This is a genomic window from Xanthomonas hortorum pv. cynarae, from assembly GCF_002939985.1.
GTDB lineage: Bacteria > Pseudomonadota > Gammaproteobacteria > Xanthomonadales > Xanthomonadaceae > Xanthomonas > Xanthomonas hortorum_D.
In genome coordinates this window covers 25591-38938 of the sequence record NZ_MDFM01000019.1, presented here as the reverse complement: position 1 = coordinate 38938, position 13348 = coordinate 25591, and the positions used below count along the sequence as shown (strand labels likewise).

General features: G+C 62.7%; 9 protein-coding genes and 1 pseudogene. 6 read left to right on the top strand and 4 right to left on the bottom strand.

Annotated features, from left to right (window positions below; all coding sequences use genetic code 11):
• Positions 1 to 2 precede the first annotated feature (2 nt).
• Positions 3 to 1521 (top strand): annotated as a pseudogene (locus tag XcyCFBP4188_RS13925) (tryptophan halogenase family protein).
• Positions 1522 to 1536: 15 nt separating this feature from the next.
• Here XcyCFBP4188_RS13925 and XcyCFBP4188_RS13920 read toward each other — a convergent pair.
• From XcyCFBP4188_RS13920 to XcyCFBP4188_RS13905, 4 genes are all read right to left on the bottom strand, one after another.
• Positions 1537 to 2544 (bottom strand): MBL fold metallo-hydrolase, encoded by a 1008-nt coding sequence (locus tag XcyCFBP4188_RS13920; protein ID WP_104592320.1) that lies wholly within the window; start codon positions 2542 to 2544, stop codon positions 1537 to 1539.
• 88 nt (positions 2545 to 2632) lie between these two features.
• Positions 2633 to 3037 carry a hypothetical protein gene (locus XcyCFBP4188_RS13915; protein WP_006449229.1) on the bottom strand — a complete coding sequence of 135 codons (405 nt, stop codon included), beginning with the start codon at positions 3035 to 3037 and terminating at the stop codon, positions 2633 to 2635.
• Positions 3038 to 3164: 127 nt separating this feature from the next.
• Positions 3165 to 4562 (bottom strand): trypsin-like serine peptidase, encoded by a 1398-nt coding sequence (locus XcyCFBP4188_RS13910; RefSeq protein ID WP_006449228.1) that lies wholly within the window; start codon positions 4560 to 4562, stop codon positions 3165 to 3167.
• Between the two features lie 344 nt (positions 4563 to 4906).
• Positions 4907 to 6292 (bottom strand): APC family permease, encoded by a 1386-nt coding sequence (locus tag XcyCFBP4188_RS13905; protein WP_104592319.1) that lies wholly within the window; start codon positions 6290 to 6292, stop codon positions 4907 to 4909.
• A 194-nt stretch (positions 6293 to 6486) separates the two neighbouring features.
• Here XcyCFBP4188_RS13905 and XcyCFBP4188_RS13900 point away from each other — a divergent pair, with 194 nt between their 5' ends.
• The 5 genes from XcyCFBP4188_RS13900 to XcyCFBP4188_RS13880 all read left to right on the top strand — a co-directional run bounded on the left by XcyCFBP4188_RS13900 (position 6487) and on the right by XcyCFBP4188_RS13880 (position 13278).
• Positions 6487 to 7251, top strand: coding sequence for a LuxR family transcriptional regulator (locus XcyCFBP4188_RS13900; protein WP_074057357.1), 765 nt, complete (start codon positions 6487 to 6489; stop codon positions 7249 to 7251).
• Positions 7252 to 7436: 185 nt separating this feature from the next.
• Complete coding sequence (locus XcyCFBP4188_RS13895; protein ID WP_104592318.1) at positions 7437 to 8378, top strand: proline iminopeptidase-family hydrolase; 942 nt, start codon at positions 7437 to 7439, stop codon at positions 8376 to 8378.
• Positions 8379 to 8987: 609 nt separating this feature from the next.
• The gene (locus XcyCFBP4188_RS13890; RefSeq protein ID WP_104592317.1) at positions 8988 to 10049 is read left to right on the top strand and encodes a pectate lyase family protein; all 1062 of its coding nucleotides are present in this window, start codon (positions 8988 to 8990) and stop codon (positions 10047 to 10049) included.
• 277 nt (positions 10050 to 10326) lie between these two features.
• A complete protein-coding gene (locus tag XcyCFBP4188_RS13885; protein WP_046932764.1) occupies positions 10327 to 11715 on the top strand; it encodes an amino acid permease in 1389 nt (462 codons plus the stop codon).
• A gap of 333 nt (positions 11716 to 12048) precedes the next feature.
• On the top strand, positions 12049 to 13278 hold the full coding sequence (locus XcyCFBP4188_RS13880) for a membrane dipeptidase (RefSeq protein WP_006451260.1): 1230 nt from the start codon (positions 12049 to 12051) through the stop codon (positions 13276 to 13278).
• The last annotated feature ends 70 nt before the right edge of the window (positions 13279 to 13348 follow it).

The following is a 13348-nucleotide window of genomic DNA, read 5'->3' as shown; positions in this document are numbered from 1 at the left end:
CAGTGACCCAGGCCCCGATTCGCAAGGTCGTTATCGTCGGTGGCGGCACTGCCGGCTGGATCGCTGCCTGCGCGCTGTCGCACCAGTTCCGCGAGCTGCTCGAGATCACCCTGGTCGAGTCCGAGCAGATCGGCACCGTGGGCGTGGGCGAGTCCACGGTGCCGCCGATCCGCACCTTTCATCGTTTCCTGCAGATCGACGAGCAGGAGTTTCTGCGCGCAGTGGCCGGCACCTTCAAATTGTCGATCTTCTTCGAGCATTGGCGTCGCCAGGGCGAGCGCTATATCCATCCGTTCGGTATCACCGGGCAAAGCACGCTGGTGTGCGCCTTTCACCATCTATGGCTGGAAAGTCAGCGGCGTGGCATGCCTGGCACGTTCGGCGATTACTGTCTGGAAACCGTGGCCTCGCGCGTGGATCGCTTCGCACTGTTGCGCGAGCCTGCGGTCAATTACGCCTACCACCTCGACGCGGCGTTGTATGCCAAGTTTCTGCGCGCACGCAGCGAAGCGTTTGGCGTCAAGCGCATCGAAGGCAAGATCCAGCAAGTGACCCTGCAACCGGACAGCGGGGACGTCGCCACGCTGGTGCTGGAAGACGGGCAGGTCCTCGATGGCGATCTGTTCATCGATTGCAGCGGTTTTCGTGGCTTGCTGATCGAGCAGGCGTTGCACACCGGTTACGAAGACTGGAGCCACTGGTTGCCGTGCGACCGCGCGGTGGCGGTGCAGACAGAAGCCGCCGGTCCGCCGGTGCCATACACCCGCGCCATCGCGCACCAGGCCGGCTGGCGCTGGCATATTCCGCTGCAGCATCGTGTCGGCAACGGCCTGGTGTTTTCAAGCCGCCATCTCTCCGATGACGAAGCCCACGCCAAGCTGCTGCGCGATGCGGCCGCGCCTGCGCTCAAGGATCCCTGGCTGGTGCCGTTCCGCACCGGCCGCCGGCGCAAGGCCTGGAACAAGAATGTGGTGTCGCTAGGTCTGGCCAGCGGCTTTATCGAACCGCTGGAATCCACCAGCATCCATCTCACCATCGCCGCGGTGGTGCGCCTGATCACCTTGTTCCCCGCAGACGGCATCGCACCCTCGCAGGTGCAACTGTTCAACGACATCAGCCGCGCCGAAATGGAACACGTGCGCGACTTCATCATCCTGCATTACCACGCCACCCAGCGCGACGAACCGCTATGGCGCCAATGCCGTGAGATGGAACTGCCCGAATCGCTCGCCTTGCGCCTACGCGCCTGGCGCGAACGTGCGCATGCCTGGCAAGGCGCCGATGAATTGTTTCGCGTCGACTCCTGGACGCATGTATTGATGGGGCAGGGCCTCATCCCTGCGCAGCATCACCCGCTGGCGCGCGCAGTGTCCGATCGCGATCTGCATCGCCTGCTGGACGGCATCGCGCAGCCGATCCAGCGCGCTGTGGAACAGATGCCATCGCAGCAGGCGTTTATCGATGCGTACTGCAAAGCTGGCGCAAGCGCGTGGGGGGCTGCGTAGCCCGGTGGTGGCGTAGTGCCCATCTGGCCAGCTACAACCGCACCAAATCCTTGCCGACCACGATCGGCCCGGCGTAGTGTTTGCGCGCGCCTTCGCTCCACATCGCATCGGTGATCGCCGGGTCGCCACCGGGGACGAAGTGATTGAGCAGGAGCATCTTTGCGTTGGCCGCTGCAGCGATCTTGCCCACCTCCTCGCTGGTGGAATGGCTCTTGAGCAGATGGTCGAGCAAGGTCGGCGCGTTATCGTTGGTCTTGAGCATCTTTTCCAGCGCGGGCAAATACATCACCTCGTGCACCAGGATGTCGGCGTCTTTTGCGAACTCGGCCAACGCGGGCAGATAGCGCGTGTCGCCGGAGAACACCACCGTGCGGTCGCGCGCGGCGAAGCGGTACGCAAATGCAGGTTTGAGCGTGTAGTGATCCACCAGTGTAGCGGTGACGGTGACCTGGTCGTTCTGCAGCACCGTGCCGGGTTGGTCGAACTCGTGCACCTTGATCAGCTGCTTGAACGGTGGGCGGCCTTCCTCACGAATGCGCGCATCGATGTCGATGGCATTCATCTCGACAAACGCATCCACCATCCTTGCGATACCGGGCGGTCCGTAGAGATGCACCGGCGTCTGCAGCCCGCTTGCCCATGCCAGCCACACCACGTTGAGCAGGTCGGCGTTGTGATCGGAGTGGTGATGGGTGAGAAAGATATCGCGCAACGTAGGCAGGCGGATGCCGGCTTTGGCCAGTTGCTGCGCAACCCCGTTGCCGCAATCGATCAGGTAGGGCTGCCCGTCGATGACCAACGCATTGGCGGCTGCCGCGCGCAGCGGTGAGGGCGTCGGGCCGCCCTTGGTGCCGAGCAGGACCAGCACGCTGCCGTTGGCCGGGAACGGCGCTGGCGAGAGCGGATCCGATGACGAATCTGCATCCTTCTGCCCGCCGCGGATTGCAGCACCGAGCTGGTTTGCCATGCTCAGCGTGCCCGCAGCCAGCGCGATGCGCAGCACCTCGCGACGGGAACGGCGTGTAGAAGGTGCGGGCATTGCGGCTCCTGTCGACGTATCGAGTAAGTGTGCTGGGGCTGTATCAGACTAGCGCGAGCCCGTCAGGCGTGCGACGACGCAAGACAAGTCAGAGTGTTTGCGCAATGAACTCGCTCAGTGCAGGCGAACGATAGAAGCCCATGCATTGCGCAAAGATCCTGTTGAACGGGCCTCGCCGCGCTTCGTCCTTCATCGGCACTTCGGCGCGATAAAAGTCCTCCGTCTGCTCGGCGACATAGCGATGCAGGCGGTCGGTGGCGCCGGCCTTGGCATTGTCCAGCGCATAGGTCGTCAGCAGATACGAGCGATCGCGCAGCTGATCGGAAGCATATTTGCCGCTGCGCTCGTAGTTGTTGTCCAGGCACAGCTGCAGCGCGTATGCCTTGACCTCTTCGCGATTGGCGGGCTTGCCGGCTGCGCTGGCGGTGACCTGCAGCGACAAGGTCGCCAGTGCAAGTGCGGCGATGAGAGAGCGATTGCGTTGAACGGGCATGCCGATCCAGGTGAAGGACGAGCTGCCAAGTCTGCCTTATCAAGCCGATGCAGATGAAGTGCTGCACACCCGCCAAGCGCAGCTGCACGTGGCAGGCGAGACACCGCCTGCCACGTGCATCAACCGCTTACGGGCCGAAGTAGGTGGAGATGCTGGAATACACGTCCGAGAAGCGCGAGTAGTAGTCCGGATCGGTCTGCGCGCTGCAGAACGAGTAGCCGCCATACAGGCCGCCGCGCAGCTGGTACGCACCACCGCTGGCGACGGTGAACAGGCCCGAGCCGGACGAGCCGCCTTCGGTCACGCCATCGTTCCAGACCACGCGGTACAGCGGGCTCTTGCCGTCGATGGAGGTATTCAGCCCGTTGACGCTGCCCAGCGAGTACTTCTTGACGTCGCCGGACGGGTGATGGATGCCGACAATGGCAGTGCCGGTCGCACCGATCGCCGCGCTGTTCCAGGCGGCGTAGAACGCGCCGCTCGGCGGTGCGGTCTTCAGCTCCAGCAACGCGGTGTCACGTGTGGTGTTGGCGTGACGCAGGAACGCACCGCCGGTCAGCGTGGTTGCCTGCGAACTGGCGGTATTGCCGTTGCAGCTGGCCGCATCGTAGAACCAGTAGGTCTGCAGCGAGTTGGCAACGGTCTGCGTGCTGATGCAATGCGCCGCAGTCCAGAACAGATTGCGCTTGGGCGAGTTGGTGTTGTTGAGCAAGGTGCCGGTGCACAGGAACGAACCCTGGCTGGTGGTGAACACCATGCGTGCCACTGCTTTGGCCGCACTGGTGAAGCCGGCGGTGGGATTTGCGCGGCAGACGATATCGTTCTGGCAGGAATCGCTCTCGCCAATGGCAATAGTCATCATGTCGCGCGCGCTGGCGGTGGGGCTGATATCCAGATGCGAGAGCTGCGGAATGCTCAGGCTGAAGTTCTCCGGGTACTGGCCGGCCGGCAGCGAGAGTTCGACCAACAGATTCTCGCCGCTCACAGTCGGCGACCAACCGATGTCGTTGCCGCCGGCAGCGAAGCTTGCACCGGATTGCTTGAACACGCGGCCGTCGTCGCCGGCAAAGCGCAGCGTCACCTTGGACGGATCGCCCGGGGTTGCGCCGGCACCACGCAAGGTCAACGATGCACGCAGGGAGGCCGCCTGTGCAGAGCTGACCTTCAGGGTTGCAACGCGCGATCCATCATTGGCCATCTGCCAATCGAGCGTGCGCAGATTCACCAAAGGCTTGGCAACTGCGCGCGAAAAACCGATCTGCAACGGCTGCCCATGTTTGACCTGTGCAATGCGGCGCTCACGCACGCGACCGATCTCGGTGCTGGTGGGCGCAGTGAGTTGCACCACGCGCGTGGGCAGGATGCCGCCACGCAGACTTGCCGATTGCAATGTTGCCGCGCCAAGTTTGGCCGCTTGCGGCGCAGTGCTCACCGGCGCTGCGTCCATCTCGGTCGGCGGCGCTGCCAGTGCGGAGCCGGAAAGGGCGGAAAACAGCGCCAGGTACAACGCATTCTTGCGATTCATGGGTAGTCCTTGTCGTCATGGACCGGTGAGCTGCGGCGGGGGCCACAACAACCGAGCGCCAGCGTTGGCGCCGAACGAGGCTAGCGAATGTTCAGAGGTGAATATGTGCTGAAAATCTCGTTCAGAGATCAAAGATCAATAAACATACAGACACATTTGCACCTGTCGGCACGCGTGGCCACGAAGCGTGTGCGTTGTCAGTGGATGAAAGCGGACAAGTGCCAGAATGGCGGCAACAAAACAGGTCGACCAGCGACCGCCAAGGTGGGCAATCGGTGCACGGTGCGATCGCCTGCAATAGCGCCGTAAGTCCCGCATGCGGCGGACTCCCTGCGCAGCAGCGATTACTGCAACGCGTCGCTGGCGCGAAACTCGGTGGAACGACCGCTGACTTTCAGGAATGCCAATACCAACAGCCCCACCGCCATCCACGCGGTGCCGCCGAGTTGAGCGTGCCGGTCGGCATTGATCAACACGTAGCCAAGGATCACGATGCCGATCAACGGCGTCGCACCATGCAATAGCAGGCTGCGGTCGTGCCCACGGAAGTGCCACAGCACCGCAACGTGCAACAGGATGAAGGCGGTGAGCGCGCCGACGTTGCACAACGAGGACAGCAACGCGATCTGGCCGACAAACACTTCGCCCAACACCATGCTCAAACCCGCCACCAGCAGGATGGCGCGCTGAGGCACGCCGGTACGCGGATGGATGTAGCGCAAGAACCCCGGCAGCTGACGGTCGCGTGCCATGGCGAACAACAGGCGCGAGGTGGCCGCCTGCGCAACCAGCGAATTGGCAATCGCGGCGCTGATCGCCACCGTGAGCGCGATGACGATCTGCAGCCACGGCCCGGCAATGAGCCGGCCGATCTCGAAGAACGCATCGTTGGAGGCCTGCGCACTGGGGTAGCGCTGCAGGTTCGGCTGCAGCAATGCGGCCAGCCAGGTCTGCAGCACCAACAGGCCGGCCACCATCAGCAGCGCCATCAAGGTGGCGCGCCCGACCACCCGGTTGCCGCCACGGGTTTCTTCCGACAGCGTGGAGATCGCATCGAAGCCCAGAAACGACACCACCGCCACCGACAACGCGCTGAAGATCAGCTGCGGCGAAAACGCCTGCGGGTTGTAGAACGGACGAAGGTTCCAGTGCGCACCGTTGACGCCGCGCTGGATCGCCAGGCTCGCCAGCACCACAAACACCGCCAGCACCAGCAACTGCGCATACAGAAAGAAACGATTGGCCCGCGCAGTGGTTTCGATACCGCGCAGATTGACCACTGTATTGAGCACCACGAAAAACGCGATCCACGCCGGCTGCGGCACCGCCGGCAACACGTTGTGCATCGCATTGGCGCCAACCACGTACAGCAGCGTCGGTACCAACAGATAGTCGAGCAGGATCGCCCAGCCGGCCAGAAACCCCATGCCGCTGCTCAATCCGCGCCCCACGTACGCATACACCGAACCGGCCACCGGAAACGCCTGCGACATCTGCTGGTAGCTCAAGGCGGTGAACAGCATCGCCACGAAGCCGACCAGGTAGGTCAGCGGCACCATCCCGGCGCTGATATCGAATACGCCACCGAAGATGGAAAACGGCGCGGTCGGTACCATGAACACCAGCCCGTAGATCAGCAGATCCTTGAGCGTGAGCTGTCGCTTGAGCTCCTGGGTGTAGCCAAAGCGTTCCAGCGTGGCCGCGTCGTCGCGGCGTGGTGTGTCGGTCATGCAGGTATCCGCTCAAAGGAAGGCCGGGTCGCACGACAGGCGCGGTGGGGCGCTTGTCCATGAATGCTGCGTTGCAGCTAGCTGACCGGCATTGTGACGATAATGTGGCCGGCAAGCCCATCCATTGGTAAAAGTGCTAGGTTTTCCATGCTGGATGTCGTCCAGCGGCACCTGCTGTCATCGAAGGACCCACCATGTTCGACACGCTGGCCAGCCTGGGCCGAGATTTGCAGGCGCTGCATACGCTCAATGCCTGCCTGGATCGAGTGTTTCGCGACGTCTGTGCGTTTGGATTCCAGTCGCTGGTCTACGACTACGCGCCGGTCCCGTTGAGTATGGAGGGCGCGCTGATCACGCCATCGGTGTTCATGCAGCGCAACGCGCCGGGCGACATGCGGCACGTCTGGTGCGAGCACGGTTACTACCAACATGACCCTGTTCAGCAGCGTGCGACGCGGCGCATGACGCCGTTCGTGTGGTCGTACCGTACCGACGGCGATCAGGAAGGTGTGGAATATGTCGGCGGCCAGCATCGGCAGGTGACGCGTTATCTGTGCGATAGCGGCATGGGAACCGGTGTCACCGTGCCCCTGCATTTGCCTGGCGGTGCATTCGCGACCTTCAGTGGCGCGGTCGATGCGGCTGCGGCCGAGGCACCACGGCTGGCCGAAGCGCAGCTGTCGCCATTCTTGTTACTGGCACACGCGTTTCAGGCCCGCGCGCAGGAACTGCTGGATCCGCAGGAACGCCGCTGTCACCACATCGCATTGACCCGCCGCGAGCGCGAGTGCCTGCAGTACTCGGCCAAAGGGCTGACCGCCAAAAGCATCGCGGCCGCGCTCAATCGCTCTACCGCCACGGTGAATCTGCATCTGAACTCGGCCGCACGCAAACTGGGTGCGCGCAATCGCGTCGAGGCAGTGGTGCGCGGGATGCATTATCGATTGCTGGAGCCGTAAACCAAGCCTGCGGCTATCGATCGCAGCGTGCGATCGGCGGGCTGGATGCGTCGCCTGGTTCACACACCATGGCGCGCGCAACCGCGCATCTGAAACTGCTGCGAACCTGAGAGTTTTACCAGTTAGCGCGCGCGGGCCGGGTCGCTAGGCTGAGCGCTCACTATTGCCGTAGGCAGGCGCAGGTCATGCAGTCCACTGAGGGTTACGTCGAATTCCGTGGGTACCGTACCTGGTACCGCATCACCGGCGATCTGCGCAGTGACGCCTGCCCGCTGATCGTCCTGCACGGCGGCCCCGGCTGCACCCACGACTATGTGGACAGCTTCACGGACCTGGCTGCCAATGGCCGCGCGGTCATCCATTACGACCAACTCGGCAACGGCAAGTCCACCCATCTTCCCAATGCCGACCCCGGCTTCTGGACGGTGGGGCTGTTTCTGGATGAGCTGCACACCCTGATCACCCAGCTTGGACTGTCGCAGTACGCGTTGCTGGGGCAATCCTGGGGCGGGATGCTGGCAGCCGAACATGCGGTGCGCCGGCCGGCCGGTCTGCGTGCGTTGGTGATCGCCAACTCGCCGGCATCGATGGGCTTGTGGCGCGCTGCCGCGTTGCGCTTGCGTGCGCGCCTGCCTGAGGACATCCAGGCGGCACTGGACGAGCACGAAGCCGCCGGCACGCTGGATCACCCAGCCTACCTCGCTGCAAGCCAGGCGTTCTATGCGCAGCATGTGTGTCGCCTGCTGCCATGGCCTGCGGAAGTGGCGCGCACCTTCGCCGCCATCGATGCCGACCCCACCGTCTATCACGCCATGAACGGCCCGACCGAATTCCATGTGGTGGGCAGCCTGCGCAACTGGAGCATCATCGAACGCCTGCATCGCATCACAGCGCCTGCGCTGGTGCTGTCCGGCAAATACGATGAGGCCACGCCGGAAACCGTCGAGCCTTACGCACGCCTGATCCCGGACGCCCAGTGGCATGTGTTCGCCAATTCCAGTCATATGCCGCACGTGGAAGAGCGCGCAGCCTGCATGCGGCTGGTCGGCAACTTCCTCGACGATCACACCCCATGGCCCGGCGAGCAACTGGTGCACGCGTCGGTGTTGGCCAACCGCGCTGTGTGAGTTGATGGCGTGTGTGTGCGTGTGAGGGCCTGGATGCGAGCTTGAGCGTGCTCGGCATGGCACTCCCTAGCGTTTCGGGTGCCGACTGCGCGTTAGCTGCGTTGCTTTCGCTTCGCATGCCTTATCACGCACCATCACCAGCAAGGCGGCGCGTCATAGCGCCCAATCTGCACGCATGACAATGCGGTAGCGCTTTTGCTGCTGCGCGTCGATATCGCCGACAATTTTGCCGACAACTTCGACAGCGCGGTCGTGTGCTGCTTCCCACGCACAGCACCTTGTTATCCGCGTGCATGCTTGAAAAACGCATTTGCCATTACCACGCGCAAGTGAACACGCGTGTGAGCAACCACAGCATCGGCATGCGTTTGCATACATAGAAAAAACATCGCGCACATCACCGCAGTGTCCTGTCCTGCGTGTCTCTCGCTGTCTCTTTTGCATGTCCTGCGAGGAGAACACCGTGCTGCGTCAAAGTTTCAGAGATGGATAATTGTTTTATGTTTTAAACCGCGCGAAGAATGCGGCCCCCACGCACCGCTTTGCCACCGTCGATGCAATCGCGCCGACGCCACGCATCGCTTTTCGATTTCATTTGGGAGAGGCTGCATGATCATCAAGACACTCAATGGCGCACTCGCGCTTGCACTGTCCGCTTGCGCCGCGAGTGCCATCGCCGGCCCGGTCGGGTACGGTGCCGCCACCACTGGCGGCGGCAACAAGACCCCGGTCAACGTCGCCACCTTCGAAGCGATGCAGGCCGCCATTGACAGCTATTCCTGCAGTGGCGGGCTGGTGCTCAATTACACCGGCAAGTTCGACTTCAGCACCATCAAGGACGTCTGCGCGCAGTGGAAGTTGCCGGCCAAGACCGTGCAGATCAAGAACAAGAGCGATGTCACCATCAAGGGCGCGAATGGCTCGGCGGCCAACTTCGGTGTGTGGGTAGTGGGCAACGCCAACAACATCATCATCCAGAACATGACCATCGGCTTGCTGCAAGGCGGCGAAGATGCGGATTCGATTTCGTTGGAAGGCAATTCCAGCGGCTCGCCGTCCAAAATCTGGGTCGATCACAACACCGTGTTCGCCTCGTTGACCAAGTGCTCCGGTGCCGGCGATGCCTCCTTCGATGGCGGCATCGACATGAAGAAGGGCGTGCACCACGTCACCGTGTCCTACAACCACGTCTACAACTATCAAAAGGTCGCGCTCAATGGATTCAGCGACAGCGACACCAAGAACTCGGCCGCGCGCACCACCTATCACCACAACCGCTTCGAGAATGTCGAGTCGCGCGTGCCGCTGCAGCGGCGCGGGCTGAGCCATATCTACAACAACTACTTCAACAACGTCACCACCTCCGGCATCAACGTGCGCATGGGCGGCGTGGCGAAGATCGAATCCAACTACTTCGAGAACATCAAGAACCCGGTGACCTCGCGCGACAGCAGCGAGATCGGCTACTGGGACCTGATCAACAACTACGTCGGCAGCGGCATCACCTGGGGCACGCCGGATGGCAGCAAGCCCTACGCCAACGCCACCAACTGGATCACCACCAAGGTGTTCCCGGAACCGCTGGGCTACACCTACAGCATCACCCCGGCCGCGCAGGTCAAGGCCAAGGTGATCGCCACTGCGGGTGCCGGCAAGAACCTGGCGGAATGATCGGCCACAAGACGTTGCAGTGACAAAGATCCCCGGCTTGCCCGGGGATCTTTGTATGCGGCATGCAGCGTGCGGCGGATTTGCCCACCAGCTGCGTGCAGTGAAGCAGGTCTGGAGCGTGTCACGCACTTGGAGGCCAGTGCGAACGACCTGCTGATACGATGAGGCAAGGCGCGATTGCCTGGCTTGTCCACTCTTTCGCCAGGCCCGCGTCAAGAGGCGCGGCAGGCGCCGCGACGCGGTATCGTGTCGCGATTCCATCTCTTCAAGCCCGTCCATGCCGCTTCCGACCGATCCCGTTGCTGAGAACGCTCCGTCCGCCGCGCCCGCGTTGCGCCATGCGCTGAAACCGCGGCAATTGATGATGATGGGCCTGGGTACGGCGATCGGTGCCGGGCTGTTTCTGGGCTCGGGCGTGGGCATCCACGCGGCGGGGCCGGCGGTACTGGTGTCGTATTTAATCGCCGGAGCCCTGGTGATCATCGTGATGAATGCGCTGGGCGAAATGGCCGCGTCCAAGCCGACTAGTGGCGCGTTTTCGGTGTATGCGGCCGATGCGATGGGGCCGACCGCCGGTGCGACAGTGGGCTGGTTGTGGTGGCTGCAGATCGTGGTGGTGATCGCGGCCGAAGCGGTCGGTGCGGCAGGCTTGCTCGCCTCGGTGTGGCCGGCGTTGCCGGTGCCGCTGCTGGCGGTGGTGTTCATGGCCACTTTTACGGCGATCAATCTGCTGGGCGTGCGCAACTTCGGCGAGTTCGAATTCTGGTTCGCCATCCTCAAGGTTGTTGCGATCGTGGTGTTCCTGCTGATCGGCGTGGCCTTGCTGGCGGGGTGGTTGCCGGGTGTGGTGTCGCCGGGGCTATCCAACTTCACCCAGCACGGCGGATTCGCGCCGAAGGGTCTGGTGGGCGTCGGCTCGGCGTTGCTGGTGGTGGTGTTCGCCTTCGGTGGCACCGAGATCGTGGCGGTGGCCGCCGCGGAAACCGCCGATCCGGGCCGCAGCCTGGCACGCACCATTCGCACCGTGGCCTGGCGCATCCTGGTGTTCTACATCGGCTCGATCAGCGTGATCGTGGCAGTGGTGCCGTGGACCAGCGCAGCGCTCAGCTCGCCGTTCGCTGCGGTGCTGGAGGTGGCGCGCATCCCCGGCGCGGCCACCGCCATTACCCTGGTCGCGGTGGTGGCCTTGTTGTCGGCGCTCAACGCCAATCTATATGGTGCCTCGCGGATGATCTTTTCGCTGGCACAACGCGGCGAAGCGCCGCGCCTGCTCGGCAGGACCAGCGGCGAGCAAGTGCCGCTGGTGGCGGTGATCGCCAGCGTGTTGTTCGGCTTCGCGGCGGCGGCGCTGGAGTTGCTGTATCCCAACAAGGTGTTGCCGATGCTGCTCAATATCGTCGGTGCCACCTGCCTGCTGGTGTGGACGATCTCGTTGCTGTCGCAGCTGATCCTGCGCGCACGCGCCGACCGCGCCGGCATCACATTGCCATTCCGTATGCGCGGGTATCCGTTTCTGACCCTGCTGGCGCTGGCGATCCTGGCGGTGATCTTCGTGCTGCTGGCCTCGTCCGCAGACACCCGCGCGCAGTTCCTGTCGATGGTCGGTTTGACTGCGGTCATTGCGGTGGTCAGCGAAGTGGCGCGACGCGTCCGTGGCCGGACGTGACCATCCGGGTCCACGTGCGGAGCGCATGATCATGCAGCAGCGTAAACAGGCGGCAGTGCGCTCGTGCACACCGTCGAAACGAGAAACACGCTAGCAATCTTGCGGTTTGCTTGCTGTCAGACAGGCGATCTTCTGGATCTGCTGATCCAGTTCAGTTACTGTCCTTTGGTCGCTGCTGTCCGTTGCATTACGTTGATTAGAGAATATCTAATTACTAATCAATAACGATAAAAATGCATCGTTTTAAAGTGGCTAACAAAACGTAACCGCTAGTAGTTTTGATGGCCGCTTTTATTCTTTGATTGTTTCAGGAGTCATTGCCGGGGTTCGTGCATGAATGCCGTTTCGTCCGAGAATTCTGCTGCCTTGCCTGCCGCCCACACGCTGGATGCAGTGCATGCGCTGGCCTATCCAGTCGACACGCATCTGGACTCCCTGTATCTGTCGCGCGTGGCCGGCTACGATTTCTGGAAAGGCGACTGGAAAGCGCATCGGCGCTCGCTGATCATCTGGCTGATGTTCAAAACCTCGCCGAGAGGTCGCAATCAACCGCTGATGCACCACGTGAGTGGTCCGGACTTTCTCGCGGGCGGTTATGGCGGCGCCTGTTTCAGCGCCCACGCGTTATGGGAAAACCTCATCGGCGCGCCTTTTCTCGACCCTTGGAAGCACTGGGTGGATCACCAGCGCTATGTCGAGGCAGTGGTGGCGGCAAGTAACGGTCGGATGCGGCTGGCACGCAGCGCCGCTGAGCTACGCGCGATTCGGGCCGAGGGTCTTTGCTGCGCCATCTTGTCGCTGGAAGGCGCGCATATGCTTGGTCCACGCGGCATCCGCACCCAGGCGCTGCGATTGGAGCGCCTGGGCATCGCTGCCAAGGCCGGGGCCGCCTATGTGACGCTCAATCATTTCAGCCATACTGACATCTCCCAGTCCGGCTATGCGCCGCTCAATCCATGGCGCGGGATCGAGGGCGCGGGGCTGTCGGCGTTCGGCAGGGAGGTCGTGGAGCGCTGTATCGAGGTTGGACTGCTGGTGGATCTTTCGCATACGTCGAGCCAGGGAATACTCGATGCGTGCGACATTTGCGCGCGCCGCAACGTGCCGGCCTTCGCCTCGCATGGCGCATCGCGCAGCATCACCCGTGGTGCGCAGACGCGGCCGTCGCGCCATCTCGACCGCGGGCTCGACGACGCGGCCATCCGCGCCATCGTGCAGACCGGCGGCTGCATCAGTGTCATTCTGGCGCCTTACTTTTTGCAGCATTCCTATCTGGCGGACGGCAAGCCGAACATGGATGCCGATCTGGCGTTTGTCATCGGCTATTACGAAGCCTTCGCCCAACAGATCGCCGACATGGGGATTGTCGAAGATCCGTGGAAACACTTGAGTTTCGGCAGCGATTTCGATGGCGGCATTTCCAGCTTGCCGACCGGGATGCGCAGCGGTGCGGATCTGCCCAGGCTCACGCAGGCGATGATGGATGCCGGCTGGCCCACCCAACGCATCGTCGATGTGTATAGCGGCAATTTCCTACGGGTCTGGGAGCGGGCGCGGCCGTAGCGTTTTCCAGTACACCTGCATTCGGATGGGAAAGTAAGAGAGTAGGTCTGCGGTGTTGCGTGCCTTACGG